Annotated in this window: 22 protein-coding genes; 4 read left to right on the forward strand and 18 right to left on the reverse strand. The window is 41.5% G+C overall.

Translation table 11 applies throughout. The annotated features are described in order from the left end of the window. Window positions 1-859 precede the first annotated feature (859 nt). From rplQ to DK924_RS17140, 18 genes are all read right to left on the reverse strand, one after another. The gene (gene rplQ, locus DK924_RS17055) at window positions 860-1261 is read right to left on the reverse strand and encodes a 50S ribosomal protein L17 (RefSeq protein WP_008115370.1); all 402 of its coding nucleotides are present in this window, start codon (window positions 1259-1261) and stop codon (window positions 860-862) included. Window positions 1262-1300: 39 nt separating this feature from the next. Next, window positions 1301-2287, reverse strand: coding sequence for a DNA-directed RNA polymerase subunit alpha (locus tag DK924_RS17060; protein WP_008115371.1), 987 nt, complete (start codon window positions 2285-2287; stop codon window positions 1301-1303). A gap of 24 nt (window positions 2288-2311) precedes the next feature. Next, a complete protein-coding gene (gene rpsD / locus DK924_RS17065) occupies window positions 2312-2932 on the reverse strand; it encodes a 30S ribosomal protein S4 (RefSeq protein WP_002959461.1) in 621 nt (206 codons plus the stop codon). 21 nt (window positions 2933-2953) lie between these two features. After that, entirely contained in the window at window positions 2954-3340 is a 387-nt protein-coding gene (gene rpsK, locus DK924_RS17070) for a 30S ribosomal protein S11 (RefSeq protein WP_002959471.1), read from the reverse strand. 12 nt (window positions 3341-3352) lie between these two features. Further along, entirely contained in the window at window positions 3353-3709 is a 357-nt protein-coding gene (gene rpsM, locus DK924_RS17075; RefSeq protein ID WP_008115377.1) for a 30S ribosomal protein S13, read from the reverse strand. A gap of 125 nt (window positions 3710-3834) precedes the next feature. After that, on the reverse strand, window positions 3835-3948 hold the full coding sequence (gene rpmJ, locus DK924_RS17080; protein ID WP_002959476.1) for a 50S ribosomal protein L36: 114 nt from the start codon (window positions 3946-3948) through the stop codon (window positions 3835-3837). Window positions 3949-3970: 22 nt separating this feature from the next. Continuing rightward, window positions 3971-5299, reverse strand: a complete 1329-nt coding sequence (gene secY, locus DK924_RS17085) for a preprotein translocase subunit SecY (protein WP_008115380.1) — start codon at window positions 5297-5299, stop codon at window positions 3971-3973. 10 nt (window positions 5300-5309) lie between these two features. Further along, window positions 5310-5744 carry a 50S ribosomal protein L15 gene (rplO, locus tag DK924_RS17090; protein WP_008115382.1) on the reverse strand — a complete coding sequence of 145 codons (435 nt, stop codon included), beginning with the start codon at window positions 5742-5744 and terminating at the stop codon, window positions 5310-5312. A 4-nt stretch (window positions 5745-5748) separates the two neighbouring features. Then, window positions 5749-5931 (reverse strand): 50S ribosomal protein L30, encoded by a 183-nt coding sequence (rpmD, locus tag DK924_RS17095; RefSeq protein ID WP_008115384.1) that lies wholly within the window; start codon window positions 5929-5931, stop codon window positions 5749-5751. Window positions 5932-5934: 3 nt separating this feature from the next. Then, window positions 5935-6441, reverse strand: coding sequence for a 30S ribosomal protein S5 (rpsE, locus tag DK924_RS17100; RefSeq protein ID WP_008115387.1), 507 nt, complete (start codon window positions 6439-6441; stop codon window positions 5935-5937). Between the two features lie 9 nt (window positions 6442-6450). Then, window positions 6451-6801 (reverse strand): 50S ribosomal protein L18, encoded by a 351-nt coding sequence (rplR, locus tag DK924_RS17105; protein WP_008115388.1) that lies wholly within the window; start codon window positions 6799-6801, stop codon window positions 6451-6453. Window positions 6802-6810: 9 nt separating this feature from the next. Then, window positions 6811-7344, reverse strand: coding sequence for a 50S ribosomal protein L6 (gene rplF / locus DK924_RS17110; protein ID WP_006794247.1), 534 nt, complete (start codon window positions 7342-7344; stop codon window positions 6811-6813). 13 nt (window positions 7345-7357) lie between these two features. After that, on the reverse strand, window positions 7358-7750 hold the full coding sequence (gene rpsH, locus DK924_RS17115; protein WP_008115392.1) for a 30S ribosomal protein S8: 393 nt from the start codon (window positions 7748-7750) through the stop codon (window positions 7358-7360). A gap of 21 nt (window positions 7751-7771) precedes the next feature. After that, window positions 7772-8077, reverse strand: coding sequence for a 30S ribosomal protein S14 (rpsN, locus tag DK924_RS17120; protein ID WP_006794245.1), 306 nt, complete (start codon window positions 8075-8077; stop codon window positions 7772-7774). A gap of 10 nt (window positions 8078-8087) precedes the next feature. Further along, window positions 8088-8627: a 50S ribosomal protein L5 gene (gene rplE, locus DK924_RS17125; RefSeq protein ID WP_010392500.1), complete on the reverse strand. Its 540-nt coding sequence runs from the start codon at window positions 8625-8627 to the stop codon at window positions 8088-8090. 16 nt (window positions 8628-8643) lie between these two features. Beyond that, window positions 8644-8958: a 50S ribosomal protein L24 gene (gene rplX / locus DK924_RS17130; protein WP_004589210.1), complete on the reverse strand. Its 315-nt coding sequence runs from the start codon at window positions 8956-8958 to the stop codon at window positions 8644-8646. A gap of 10 nt (window positions 8959-8968) precedes the next feature. Beyond that, window positions 8969-9337 (reverse strand): 50S ribosomal protein L14, encoded by a 369-nt coding sequence (gene rplN, locus DK924_RS17135; RefSeq protein WP_008115397.1) that lies wholly within the window; start codon window positions 9335-9337, stop codon window positions 8969-8971. Window positions 9338-9611: 274 nt separating this feature from the next. Further along, window positions 9612-11549, reverse strand: coding sequence for an AsmA family protein (locus DK924_RS17140; protein WP_109875754.1), 1938 nt, complete (start codon window positions 11547-11549; stop codon window positions 9612-9614). Between the two features lie 234 nt (window positions 11550-11783). On the opposite strand from DK924_RS17140, the gene DK924_RS17145 reads away from it, so the two are divergent. The 4 genes from DK924_RS17145 (at window position 11784) to DK924_RS17160 (ending at window position 14702) form a co-directional block, all read left to right on the forward strand. Then, complete coding sequence (locus tag DK924_RS17145; protein WP_010392493.1) at window positions 11784-12209, forward strand: hypothetical protein; 426 nt, start codon at window positions 11784-11786, stop codon at window positions 12207-12209. Window positions 12210-12217: 8 nt separating this feature from the next. Further along, window positions 12218-12418 carry a helix-turn-helix transcriptional regulator gene (locus tag DK924_RS17150; RefSeq protein WP_010392491.1) on the forward strand — a complete coding sequence of 67 codons (201 nt, stop codon included), beginning with the start codon at window positions 12218-12220 and terminating at the stop codon, window positions 12416-12418. Window positions 12419-12568: 150 nt separating this feature from the next. After that, window positions 12569-13732: a hypothetical protein gene (locus DK924_RS17155; RefSeq protein WP_109875755.1), complete on the forward strand. Its 1164-nt coding sequence runs from the start codon at window positions 12569-12571 to the stop codon at window positions 13730-13732. A 292-nt stretch (window positions 13733-14024) separates the two neighbouring features. Then, entirely contained in the window at window positions 14025-14702 is a 678-nt protein-coding gene (locus DK924_RS17160; protein WP_109875756.1) for a TorF family putative porin, read from the forward strand. Window positions 14703-14949: the final 247 nt, after the last annotated feature.

Here is a 14949-nt window from a genome sequence, read left to right on the forward strand (position 1 = left end):
TCAGTTTCAATTGAGACTCTAAATTTGTTTGCCTCACTACCTAAGTAGCTTGGCTGTTAGAACTCAATCTGTACGAGTGCCCACACAGATGATTGCTTTATATTGTTAAAGAACGTTGCGATTAAAGCGTTAAACTTTACCTCGCTAGGGCTGCGCATATTACGCTTTCCTATTTTTTTGTCAACACTTAATTTTGTTAAACTCGAAAGTTTTCAGAACTAAGTTTTACTCGACTCACTGAGTAGCTCGTGCCTCGCTATGCGTTGCGCTCTGCCGTCTCAGTGGGGTCGCATTATAGGGAGATCCGAAAACAGATCAACCCTTTTTTGAAGAAAACTTGAAATAAATGACTGTTCGCTGGATATTTAGACTAAACGCTTAAAAAGACAACTAAAGCTAATCATATTTCGCCTTTAAAGCTGTAAAAACTTATTTTTTGGAAAAATCTTTTCATAGTTATTGTAGCGATTACTAAGAAAACAAATTGTTTAGCTTTATATGGCCATTTAGATTAGTGGCGAATAAGTACATCAGGCAAGGACTCTACTATATAAAGTTAATGAGCTATTGGAGGGTATCAACTATTTCGAACTTTTTTATATTAATAACTATAAACTGTAAAAGTCGTTACATGGTCATATATTTATTAGTCTAAATAGCTTTACTTATAAATAGAAAGATAGCAGTCCTAAACGCTCGCATTATGATTCGTCGATTCTAGTTAGGCTATTTTATTAGATGAAAGGAATGAGAATAAATTTGCTATTAATAATAGAGCTAAAAGCTTTATTCATTTTGTGTGAATTTTAGATATTAAAAAGCCGAGCATAAGCTCGGCTTTTTGGTGTCTCTTTAAGACTTACTCTGCAGACTGCGCGTCTTCTTGAACTTCTTCGCTCGCCGCTGGGCGACCAACTAGTTCAATATAAGCCATTGGTGCATTATCACCAGCACGGAAGCCACACTTAAGAATACGAGTGTAACCACCTGGACGATCCGCATTACGAGGACCGATTTCACTGAATAACTTACCAACTACTTCATTATCACGCGTGCGAGCAAACGCTAAACGGCGATTTGCTACACTGTCAGTCTTAGCCAGTGTGATTAAAGGTTCAATTACACGGCGTAACTCTTTCGCTTTAGGCAAAGTAGTTTTGATGATTTCATGTTTCACCAAAGAACCTGCCATATTGCTGAACATCGCTTTACGATGGCTACTGTTACGGTTTAATTGACGACCACTCTTACGATGGCGCATGACCCTATCCTTCTAACTAAACTAATATAGTGATTTAGATTATTCAGCTAGGCTTGCAGGCGGCCAATTTTCTAGGCGCATGCCTAGAGAAAGACCACGTGAAGCTAGCACGTCTTTTATTTCAGTTAGAGACTTCTTACCTAGATTAGGCGTTTTAAGAAGCTCAACTTCAGTGCGCTGAACTAAATCACCGATATATTGAATTTGCTCGGCTTTCAAACAGTTTGCTGAACGTACTGTTAATTCAAGATCATCAACTGGACGAAGTAGAATAGGATCGAATTCTGGCTTCTCTTCTTTCTCTTCTGGCTCTGTTACATCACGTAAATCTACGAATGCATCTAATTGCTCAGCTAAGATAGTAGACGCACGGCGGATCGCTTCTTCAGGATCTAAGGTGCCGTTTGTTTCCATATCAATGATTAACTTGTCTAAATCTGTACGTTGCTCAACACGGGCTGATTCAACCGAGTACGCAATACGTTCAACTGGGCTGAATGATGCATCAAGCAGCAATCGACCAATTGGACGCTCATCGTCATCAGAGGATAAACGACTAGATGCCGGCACATAACCACGACCACGCTCAACACGAATACGCATGCTGATCTCGCTGTTATTTGTTGTTAAATTACAAATAACATGATCTGGGTTAGCAATTGTTACATCGCCATCGTGCTGAATATCTGCCGCAGTCACAGGGCCTACACCAGATTTAGTCAGGGTCAGAAAAACTTCATCTTTGCCTTCTAACGTTACCGCTAGACCTTTAAGGTTTAGTAGTATTTCAATGATGTCTTCTTGTACGCCTTCTTTCGCGCTGTACTCATGCAATACACCGTCGATTTCAACTTCAGTTACTGCACATCCAGGCATAGATGATAACAGTATACGGCGTAAGGCATTACCCAAAGTGTGACCAAAGCCACGCTCGAGTGGTTCTAAAACTACTTTAGAACGCGTTGGGTTGATAGCGTCGATATCGACTAACCTTGGTTTTAGAAATTCTGTAACAGAACCCTGCATTTTATCCTCTCTTAACTCTTAACTTTACTTAGAGTAAAGTTCGACGATTAGTTGTTCATTAATGTCCGCAGACAGATCTGAACGCTCAGGTAGGCGCTTGAAGCTACCTTCCAATTTCTTACCGTCAACTTCAACCCAAGTCGGCTTTTCACGTTGCTCAGCCAACTCTAGAGCAGCGATGATACGTGCTTGTGTTTTAGACTTCTCACGGATTACAACAGTATCTTCTGGAGTAATTACGTATGAAGGAATATTCACAACACGACCATTAACTAGAATCGCTTTGTGGCTTACTAACTGACGTGCTTCAGCGCGTGTGCTAGCAAAACCCATGCGATATACAACATTGTCTAAACGTTGCTCTAAAAGCTGTAACAAGTTTTCACCTGTGTTGCCTTTAAGGCGAGCAGCTTCTTTGTAGTAGTTACGGAATTGCTTTTCTAATACACCGTAAATACGACGTACTTTTTGCTTTTCACGTAATTGTAAACCGTAATCAGATAAGCGTCCTTTACGAGCGCCGTGCTGACCAGGTGCAGTCTCAAGTTTACACTTAGAGTCGATAGCTCTTACGCCGCTCTTAAGGAACAGGTCAGTACCTTCACGACGACTCAGCTTGAGCTTAGGGCCCAAATATCTTGCCATGTTATTTCTCCTAACCTATTGTTAAACGCGACGTTTCTTCGGTGGACGACAACCATTATGTGGTATTGGCGTCACGTCAGTAATGTTGGTGATACGGTAACCAGCAGCATTCAAAGCACGTACAGCAGATTCACGACCTGGACCTGGACCTTTGATGAAAACTTCTAGATTTTTTAAACCGTATTCTTGAGCAGCAGTACCTGCACGCTCTGCAGCAACCTGAGCAGCGAATGGAGTAGATTTACGTGAACCACGGAAACCTGAACCACCGGCAGTAGCCCATGATAGTGCATTACCTTGACGGTCGGTAATCGTTACAATAGTGTTGTTGAAAGACGCATGAACATGAGCCATACCATCAGCAACTTGCTTTTTAACCTTTTTACGACGAATTGGTGTCTTAGCCATTTTACTATCCCCTTATCGCTTAATAGGCTTACGAGGACCCTTACGGGTACGCGCGTTAGTCTTTGTTCTTTGACCACGAAGTGGTAAAGAGCGACGGTGACGTAGGCCACGGAAACAACCAAGGTCCATAAGGCGCTTGATATTCAAAGTAACTTCACGACGAAGGTCACCTTCTACAGTGTACTTGCCAACTGCTTCACGCAGTACGTCAAGTGTTTCGTCTGAAAGTTCACCGATTTTTGTGGTCTCGGCGATACCAGTCGCTTCTAAGATAGCCTTAGAGCGAGTCTTACCTATGCCATAAATAGCTGTTAAACCAATAACTGCATGTTTATGATCAGGGACGTTAATGCCAGCGATACGGGCCACTAACACATCTCCTATATTTGAATTTGGTAATCATCTGTTTGAAAAGCCCGTAAGGATACTCAAACGAAGACCAAATCACAACTAAAAACACAGGCCGAGAAACCTCAGCCTGCACGACTGTTTACTTAGCCTTGCCTTTGCTTATGCTTAGGCTCACTGCAAATTACGCGTACTACACCAGCACGTTTAATAACTTTACAGTTACGGCATATTTTCTTAACGGAAGCACGTACTTTCATTGCTCAACTCCGTAAACTGACCTTATCGACCGTAGCCTTTAAGGTTCGCTTTTTTCAGCACAGAATCATACTGATGTGACATCAGATGCGTCTGTACTTGTGCCATAAAGTCCATGATTACAACAACGATAATCAAAATTGATGTACCGCCGAAATAGAATGGCGTTTGCCATGCCATAGTCATGAATTCGGGCACCAGACAGATAAAGGTTATATACAAAGCACCTGCCAATGTCAGGCGTGTCATCACTTTATCAATGTATTTAGATGTCTGCTCACCTGGACGAATACCTGGGATAAATGCGCCAGATTTTTTCAGGTTGTCTGCTGTTTCACGCGGGTTAAAAACCAACGCTGTGTAGAAAAAGCAGAAGAAGATGATAGCCGCAGCTAAAACCATTGCATACAAAGGCTGACCTGGAGTCAACGTTGTAGCAATTGCTTGTAGCACATCAGCAACCGGACCTTCACCCTGGCCGAACCAGCTTGCAATTGTACCAGGGAACAGAATTATACTGCTAGCGAAGATTGGTGGAATAACACCCGCCATATTTACTTTCAGAGGTAAATGCGTGCTTTGAGCAGCAAATACTTGACGACCTTGTTGACGTTTGGCGTAGTTAACAACAATACGTCGTTGACCACGTTCAAAGAATACAACAAGATAAGTAACAGCGAATACTATAACCGCAACCATCAACAGTACAAAAACATTCAAATCACCTTGGCGCGCCATTTCGGCTGTCGAACCAATAGCAGACGGCAGGTTAGCTACAATACCAACAAATATTAGAACTGAGATACCGTTACCGATACCACGTTCTGTTATCTGTTCGCCCAACCACATAAGGAACATAGTACCGGTTACTAAACTCACCACTGCGGTGAAATAGAATCCCATACCTGGGTTAACAACTAACCCGTTCATCATGCCCGGTAAGCTTGTGGCAATACCGATTGATTGGATAGTAGCAAGCACAAGCGTGCCGTAGCGTGTGTACTGGCTTATCTTTTTACGCCCTTGCTCACCTTCTTTCTTAAGCTCTATAAACGGCGGATACATATGCGTTAATAGTTGCGTAATAATCGAAGCCGAGATATACGGCATGATACCCAGTGCTAACACTGAAGCTCGCTCAAGCGCACCACCGCTAAACATGTTGAACATCTCAACAATGGTGCCCTTTTGTTGCTCGAAGAAATCGGCAAGTACAGCGGCGTCAATCCCAGGGATCGGCACAAATGAACCTAGACGGTAAATTATGATAGCACCCAATACGAAGAGTAATCGGCGCTTCAATTCCGAAAGTCCACCTTGTGCACTTTGTGTATCTTGACCTGGTTTAGCCATTAGTACTTCCTTAGTCTTCTACCTTGCCTCCGGCAGCTTCGATAGCTTCGCGTGCACCTTTAGAAGCCTTAAGGCCTTTAACGGTAACAGCGCGTGAAACTTCGCCAGATTTAACAACTTTAACGAACTGAACGTTCTTTTTAACTAGACCAGCTGCTTGTAACGCGCTTAGGTCTACCACATCGCCTTCAACTTTAGCGATTTCGTATAGGTTAATTTCTGCAGATACTAAAGATTTGCGAGAAGTGAAACCGAACTTAGGTAGACGACGTTGCATAGGCATTTGACCGCCTTCGAAACCAACGCGTACTTTACCGCCAGAACGTGATTTTTGACCTTTGTGACCACGGCCACCAGTCTTACCAAGACCAGAACCGATACCACGACCAACACGTTTTGGAGCAGTTTTTGAACCTGCAGCAGGTGAAAGTGTATTCAAATGCATCGAATTACCCCTCTACCTTAACCATGTAATAAACCTGGTTAATCATACCACGCACACATGCTGTGTCTTCTAACTCAACAGTGTGATTGATACGACGTAAACCAAGACCGCGTAATGTAGCTTTATGCTTCGGTAAACGACCGATAGAGCTTTTTACTTGTGTTACTTTTACAGTTTTATTAGCCATGGTTTACCCCAAAATCTCATCTACTCGAAGACCACGTTTTGCAGCGATCGACTGAGGAGAATTCATGTTCTCAAGTGCTGAGATCGTTGCACGTACAACGTTGATCGGGTTAGTAGAACCGTAACATTTAGAAAGTACGTTCTGCACACCAGTCACTTCAAGTACTGCACGCATAGCACCACCTGCAATGATACCAGTACCTTCAGATGCTGGTTTCATAAACACTTGTGAGCCAGCATGACGTCCTTTAACAGGATGCTGTAATGTGTTGCCATTTAGGTCTACGTTGATCATGTTACGACGTGCTTTTTCCATTGCTTTTTGAATAGCAGCTGGAACTTCACGTGCTTTACCATAACCGAAACCTACTTTACCTGCGCCATCACCAACTACAGTTAGTGCAGTAAAGCTAAAGATACGACCACCTTTAACTACTTTAGACACACGGTTCACCGCGATTAGCTTTTCAGCTAAATCAGGCTGTTGTTGCTTTGCTTCTACGTTAGCCATTGTCTACTCCTAGAATTGCAAACCGGCTTCACGCGCAGCATCAGCTAGCGCCTTCACACGGCCGTGATATTTAAAGCCACTGCGATCAAAAGCAATCTTTTCGATGCCTTTGTCAGCCGCACGTTCAGCAACCGCTTTACCAACTGCTTGTGCAGCTGCAACGTTGCCTGTGCCTTTAACTGTTTCGCTAATAGCTTTCTCAACAGTAGAAGCAGCAGCCAGTACATTACCCTCAGCGTTTACAACTTGAGCGTAAATGTGACGTGGCGTGCGGTGGATAACAAGACGCGTTGTGCCTTGTTCAATATAATTTCTACGAGTGCGTTTAGCACGACGTAGACGAGCTGTTTTTTTATCCATCGTCTTACCTTACTTCTTCTTAGCCTCTTTACGGCGTACATTCTCATCTGAATAACGAACACCTTTACCTTTATAAGGCTCAGGTTTACGGTATGCACGAATGTTAGCAGCTGTTTGACCAACTAACTGCTTGTCTACGCCCTTAACTAGAACTTCTGTTTGGCTTGGAGTTTCAATCGTAATTCCTTCAGGAACTGCGAAATTAACCGGGTGCGAGAAACCAAGAGTTAAGTCTAAAACTTTGCCCTTAGCTGCAGCACGGTAACCAACACCTACTAACTGAAGTTTCTTCTCGTAACCTTCATGCGTACCAACAACCATGTTGTTGATTAGAGCGCGAGCAGTACCTGCTTGTGCCCATGCATTGGCTACGCCTTCACGAGGTAAAGTTGTAATAACGTTGTCGTTAACTTGTACTTCAACTGCATCGTTGATTGTACGAGTAAGTTCACCGTTTTTGCCTTTAACTGTGATTTCCTGGCCTTTTAATGTAACTTCTACACCGGCAGGAACGTTTATTGGTGCCTTTGCTATGCGAGACATAGTTCCCCTCCGATTAAGCTACAAAACCAATGATTTCACCACCAACGCCTGCACTACGTGCTGCGCGGTCTGTCATTAGGCCTTTAGAAGTTGATACGATAGCGATACCTAAACCACCCATTACCTTCGGTAATTCGTCACGTCTCTTATAGATACGTAGACCAGGGCGACTTACACGCTGGATATTTTCAATAACAGCTTTGCCTTCGAAGTACTTTAACTCGATAGAAAGCTCAGGTTTAACATCACCACTTACTGCGAAGTCTGCGATGTAACCTTCATTTTTTAATACATTAGCTACTGCTACTTTCAGTTTCGAATTAGGCATCGTTACAGATACTTTCTTCGCTGACTGACCGTTACGGATTCGTGTAAATAAATCCGCGATAGGATCTTGCAAGCTCATAGTCTTACTCCCATGATTCTATTACCAGCTAGCCTTTTTAAGGCCAGGAATTTCACCGCGCATAGCTGCTTCGCGAACTTTAATACGGCTCATGCCGAATTTGCGAAGGAAACCATGTGGGCGGCCCGTAATGTTACAACGATTACGTTGACGTGCAGGGCTAGAATCACGAGGTAAAGCTTGTAGCTTAAGTACCGCGTCCCAACGATCATCTTCAGATGTATTAACATCACTGATGATAGCTTTTAGTGCTGCACGCTTTTCAGCGTACTGAGCAACTAGTTTAGTGCGCTTTGCTTCGCGCGCTTTCATAGAATTCTTTGCCATAACCCTACCCTTATTTCTTGAATGGGAAGTTAAACGCTTCTAACAACGCACGGCCTTCCTCATCTGATTTCGCAGATGTAGTGATTGTGATATCCATACCGCGTACACGGTCTACTTTATCATAATCAATTTCTGGGAAGATGATTTGTTCACGTACGCCCATGCTGTAGTTACCGCGTCCATCAAAAGACTTAGCACTCACACCACGGAAGTCACGGATACGTGGGATAGCGATTGAAACCAAACGCTCAAAAAAGTCCCACATACGCTCGCCGCGTAGGGTTACTTTACAACCAATCGGGTAACCTTCACGCACTTTGAAGCCAGCAACAGATTTGCGTGCTTTAGTGATTAAAGGTTTCTGACCAGAGATAGCTTCTAGATCCGCAACAGCGTTATCTAAAATCTTCTTGTCAGCTAAGGCTTCGCCCACACCCATATTTAATGTGATCTTCTCGATCTGAGGGACTTGCATGACAGAGCTGAAACCAAACTTCTCTTGAAGTTCAGCAACTACTTTGTCTTTATATACTTCATGCAGTTTCGCCATCATTCTACTCCAACTATTAGATAGTTTTACCAGTAGATTTAAAGATACGTAATTTCTTACCATCTTCAATCTTGAAACCTACACGATCTGCTTTGCTCGTTTCCGAGTTGTAGATCGCAACGTTTGATACGTCGATAGACGCTTCTTTCTCAACAATACCGCCAGCTTGGTTCAACTGTGGAACCGGCTTTTGGTGTTTCTTGATTAAGTTAATGCCTTCGACAAATACTCGACCAGACTCGGTTACAACTGAAAGCACTTTGCCGCGCTTACCTTTGTCTTTACCTGCTAGTACGATTACTTCGTCATCACGACGGATTTTTGCTGCCATGATAGACTCCTTACAGTACTTCTGGGGCTAGTGAAACGATTTTCATGAACTTTTCATTACGAAGTTCGCGAGTCACAGGGCCGAAAATACGAGTACCAATAGGCTGCAAGTTATCATTTAAGATAACAGCCGCATTGCTGTCGAAACGGATCAATGAACCGTCTGGACGACGAACGCCTTTTTTGGTACGCACAACTACCGCGTTTTTAACATCACCTTTCTTCACTTTACCGCGAGGAATCGCTTCTTTTACAGAAACTTTAATGATATCGCCAATCGCTGCATAGCGACGGTGTGAACCACCAAGGACTTTTATACACTGCACTTTGCGAGCGCCGCTGTTATCAGCAACTTCCAGCTGAGTTTGCATTTGGATCATGTTAATGACCTCCGGTGTAGTAATTACAACTTGTCTTAAATTTGTTTAAAATCAAGACATTTCGATTGAATTCCACTCAAAAAACATACTAGATGTCTCTTAAGGGCGGGCAATTGTATCAGCATTGAGGGGGGAGTGGTAGGTTATTTTTTAATTAATTTAATGCGGAGGCTAAATTAGAAACTGGTTATTTATGCTATCTATCTAAATTACAGGTGGTTATAAAACAAACAAGGCACCTTTACGGTGCCTTGTTTTATATCAGTAATTAAAATTAGCCAAACAAGCCTTTTAATTTGTCTTTAATTTTGTCTTTAGCTTTTTCTTTTGCTTCATCTTTAGCCGCACTGCCTATATCTAATTTTATACCAACATCATGGAATGGGCCTTTTATCCTCAGTGGAATTTTAAAGCCAGTGCTATCATCAGTAGTACCTTGACCTTCAATAGAGTCAACGAGACCTGTTACTAGGCGGTAATTAACCTGAGTTTGCGGTAAATCAACGTCTCCTTCACCTGAAATACGTATTAAGGGGCTGATCAACGATAAATCAGTATTTTTGCCTACGCCATTGGTAAAGTTAAAACTACCAGAAAGTGCAGAGAAATCTGTTTTCTCAGATTCCTCAAATCCTGTATCTAATCCCTCAGACACGGCATTAAAGTTGCCTTTAACTAGCTCTTTCCCCTTACGCACCATTTCTGCTACGTTTGCTCCCTTAACTGCACCATCAGCGAACTTGAATCCTAGTTTACCATTAAGCGCGTTAATAAACGTTTTTTGGCTTTGCCCTGCTGTGGTTAGATTCCAGTTTAAAGAGCCCTTGCCCATTAGCTTATCAAAGCCTGCAGCATCGCTAAGTAATGGCTGTGCGTCTATTTTATCTAAATCGAAGTTGGTTGCTATTTTATAAGGGGTATTTTGAGCATTGATAGTCACCACCCCTTTACCTGTTCCTTCATAAGCCGCAAAGCTGTCTAAACTTAATTTAGCAACGCTATTTTTTAGTGCCACAGTAAACTGGTTTGCGCCGAGTTTAATATCGTTCGCTTTTAAGCCACTTGAACGGACAATCACATTTGCATCTAATGCATTCAAGCCACTTAAATCAATTTTAGTATCATCCCACACTATTGGCTCTGCAGGCTTAGAGTCGTCTTTTGCTGGGACTTCTTTTTTAGCTACGGTTTCAGGTAAGTAAGGATTTAAATCAAGCATGCCTAAGTCAATATCAGCATTAACAGCTAAGCGACTGCCTAAATTTAACTTACTTTTACCTTTAATCTCGAGTGCATCGAGCGTTGCTACTAATTCAGTTAAGTTAAACTCTTCACCGAGTAAGTGCATTTCGGCATTGATGCTAAAGGCGTTAAACGCATTGTTTTTAGCGTTTAAGTCAACTCCTTGCCAGTTAGCAATATTTTTAACCGAATCACCGTTAAGTGTTAAAAGTCCTTTAATGTCTTGGCCTTGTTTGGCTATGCTGCCATCAAACATTAGATCTACTAAACGTGAGTTAAGCGTTTGCTTTACATTAAATGTGGCGCCTTCAATCGCTTTTGCTGGTGTATTAAGTTTTACATCAAGCTCAAATCGCTCTTGCATATAAGTAATAGCACCGGTTACTTCAAGCTGTTTACGCAGTGAAGGCAGTAATATAGCCAGTTCTAAATCGCTAATTTGTTGTTTAGCACCCGTTTGACCATCTAAATAAGTAAATGACCCGCCATAAATAGCGACTTCACCTAATTGAATATCAAAGTTTTCAGGTAGTTTGACAGCCTCTCCCGCTTGAGTTTGTTGCTCTGGTTGCTTGGCCACTGCATCAAATAACTGCCAGTTTGCTTTGCCGCTTTTATCGGTTTCTAGCAAAATATCAGGCTCATTAATTACAAACTTTTCTAGCTTTAGTTCGCCACCGAGTAATGAAAGCCAAGGAATATGAACAGCAAGTTGCTGCATACTCGCCATATCAGCGCGAGAGCCGCTCGGCATATTAGCAAAATGCACATCATTAAGTTCTAACTTTAATGCAGGAAATACACTGAGGGTTTTATCGCCCTTTATGGTTAATGTGCGCCCGGTTGTTTTTTCAACCTGCTCAGACACTTTATTAAAAATGGTATCAGTAGGAATTAAAAAAGGTGCAGCAACAATTAACGCTATGCATAGCAATAATATGACACCAATAACTTTAAATAAGGTCTTCATGATCATCCTTTCAAACGTGCAAATAATGTTCTTATCATAGCGGGAGTTAGCGCGAAAAGCATTGTCCAGTAACGAAAAATCTACTTTCCTAAATTCTTATGTAGGTATGTAAATCGTGATTGAAACATTTTGATACCTTTAGGTTACAAAAAACAATTGACCCGATGATACCCTTAGGTTACATTGATACCCAAAGGTTACATTGAATATTAATATTTTCACAGGATGGATTTTATGAAACAACAAGATATTAAAACTGAAGAACAGTTTATGGGTCAAAACATATTTCTTAGTATAAGCACAAGTATGGTTTTTTTACTTCTCAGTGTTAACTCAGTAATAAAACAAGATATTGACGGGCTTTTAACTGTTGGAATGGGCGTTTTATTTTATATAGTTATAATAGCTATTTATATAACTAAAGCAGGCTTTCCATTAAAAATGTATTTTCAATATGCTTATAAAGATGAATTCCTAAATACTATTGACACGAGTGCCTATAAACATTCAATTTTTGCACTTGTTTTTTGCCTACTTGGTGTTTTTTATAAAGGCGATGCTATAGCTAGTGAGGTTTCGCATGCAGCTATGGCAGTATTCTACTTAGGTATCATGCTCTTGGCATATGGCACTTCATTGTTTTGGCAAAGCCGCGATTAGGAAATAATGTGCAAAACCATATAGCTGAATTTCGTAAAGAAGCAGGGCTTTCACAGCAAGAACTGGCCGATGCGATTAATGTTTCACGAAAAACCATTAGCACGGTTGAAACATCTCGTTTTACACCCTCGGTGATCATTGCCTTAAAAATAGCACAGCACTTTAATACCTCAGTTGAACGGCTGTTTTCACTCGATGAACACGATTAATACAGTAATGATGCAATCTTAAGGTTTTCAGTACTATCTTGATTGCATCCCTTCTATTCTTCGGTATGATCCCCGCCCCTGTTGTATTTAGCCTAAATAAGCTAAAATGAAGCGACTAAAAAATATATCTAACCGGAGAGTCTACAAGGCATGAAGAAACTGCTAATTTCACCGTCAAAAATGGCATTAGGCGAGCAAGAAAGTCAAATTTATCAAAATATTCTGAAACAATCTTCAGAGCTAAGCCTAAACCTGATGGCTGTGAAAGTGGAAAACCATCCAGAAGACTTTTTAGGTTGGTGTTACGAGCTATTAAATGCAAGCCGCGACCGCATTAATTACGACTTACTTGAAACCCAGCAATTACCATTATTAAAAAAGTTGCATGACCAACTTATTTCAGCCATTAGCTTTTTACAGTTAAAAACATTACGGGTAGCGCCTTGGCCAGTAGTGAGTATGTTTGTAGAGCAACATAAAGAACTGGTGGCACTTGATGAGCAATTACGTTTAACTACTTATATTGCAGGCCTGCGTGAAAAGCCGTTAAAAGATATGATCCCTGAAGACTTACTCGCTTTTAGCGGTAAGCATATGGCATCACTCGATCCGAGTACTTATAACTTTGATGTAGAATGGTTTGCCTCTACTAAAAGCGCCAAAGGTTTTCACCAGATGCTGGCTGATTTGCCAGGCGCATTCGACGATGCACTCAGCAACATTCCACTTGAGGGTGATGTAGCGCTAGGTAATTACCAACAATTTGTAATTGCTTATTTGAGTGCATTTAATGGTAGTGATGAAAAACCAACTCTGGCGCCTGCCACCCGTTTATTAGCAATGCGTCGCCCTGATGTGTTTACTCCAATTAGTAACAGTCGCTTAGATGCACTTTGCTCCGCACTTGGTATCACCAAATTAAATAACCGTGACTTTGAGCGTTACTGGCAAGATGTAGTACAAAGCATTCACGCTATGTCATGGTTTAAAATGGCCAATGCTGGTAATGAACTAGAAACACAGTTGGTGGACATTAAAGCGCTTATACCTTGCTTTTTTTACTATGCAGATACTAATACTGCAGATAACTCTAACTACATTAAGCTACTTAATAAACCTACACGTAGCACTTCTAGCAGCAGTAAAGCGCCACGCCGAGGCAAAGAATCTGCTGAGATTTTAGTGGATCGCGCTCTTGCTGCTGATGATGTTCCAGAGCATATTCGTGCTAAACGTGACTCTATTATTAGCGAAGTACAAAAAGGCCGCGGTGTTAACGAAACAATTACCCTAATGCGTGCCATTTTTGGTTAATTAACCCACAAGAAAAATAAAATAGCCTAGCAGCGCTTTGATGGTGCAGCTAGGCTATTTTTTGCACCAGCAAAGTGAACCTGCTAAATAATTACTTTTCTATCCCTACCTCATATTATTTTCAATACATTGTTTTAAATAATAAAAATAATTTATAAACGAATAAGTTTAATTTGGCACACACAGTGCAAATACCCCATTAGTAACATAATAAAATGCCGCCAAACAAAAGGTTGTAGTCGTTCATAATAAAAAGCCTTGGCGTGCAAAATCATACAATGGGAAATGAGACATGCTAAAACTACAAAAAACAATATTGATCAGTGCATTGGCATTAACAGGAATGACATCAACTACTGCATTTGCTGAAGTAACAGCAAATGCAGCAGCCACTTCAAACTACTTATGGCGCGGACAAGAGCAAACTGGGGGCGATGCAGCTGTATCTGGCGGTATTGATTACGCTAATGAATCTGGCTTTTATGCGGGTACTTGGGCGTCAAATGCGTCTTGGGCCGATGAAATGACCTACGAGCTAGACTTATACGCAGGTTTTGGCGGCGCAATTAATGAAAGCGTGAGTTATGACGTAGGGTATATCTATTATGCCTACCCTGATGCGGCATCAGGTGCAGATGCAGATTTTTCTGAAGTCTACGGTAGCATTAGTGTGCAAGGCTTTACATTTGGTGCAGCCGTACTTGCAACTTCTGCTGCCAATGGTGACGGTACTGATTTTGGTGATTCATTGTATCTAAATGCCGATTACAGCTTCGCTGTTGGTAGCAATGGCACAGAAATGGCGCTACACATAGGGCATTACTCAGGCGATTTCATCGGTGATGACAATATTATTGATTATGGTGTATCTGTGTCTAAAGATGGTTTTACTTTTGGCCTATCAGATAACGACATGGACGGCTCAGATGTAAAAGCTTATGTAGCCTATGCTGTAGACTTTAACCTATAAAAAGAATGTGTTACTTGCTGCAACACTAAGGGGCCGTAAGGCCCTTTCTCGATTAGAGCGGTTTAAAAATGCTCATAATCCTCTCTAGGGTTAGCTACTAAAGCGCCCTACTATATTACCCGCCTCGGTCAATCAACGACTACCTAGCTGCCGTTAAATATTTCCGCGTTATGCTAACTCGCTTAAATAAGCATTATTGTGTATTGGCATTATATTCTCTGTTTCAAATAAGCTTTTTATACCAATT

It is taken from the genome of Pseudoalteromonas sp. meg-B1 (genome assembly GCF_003173795.1).
Taxonomy (GTDB): domain Bacteria; phylum Pseudomonadota; class Gammaproteobacteria; order Enterobacterales; family Alteromonadaceae; genus Pseudoalteromonas; species Pseudoalteromonas undina.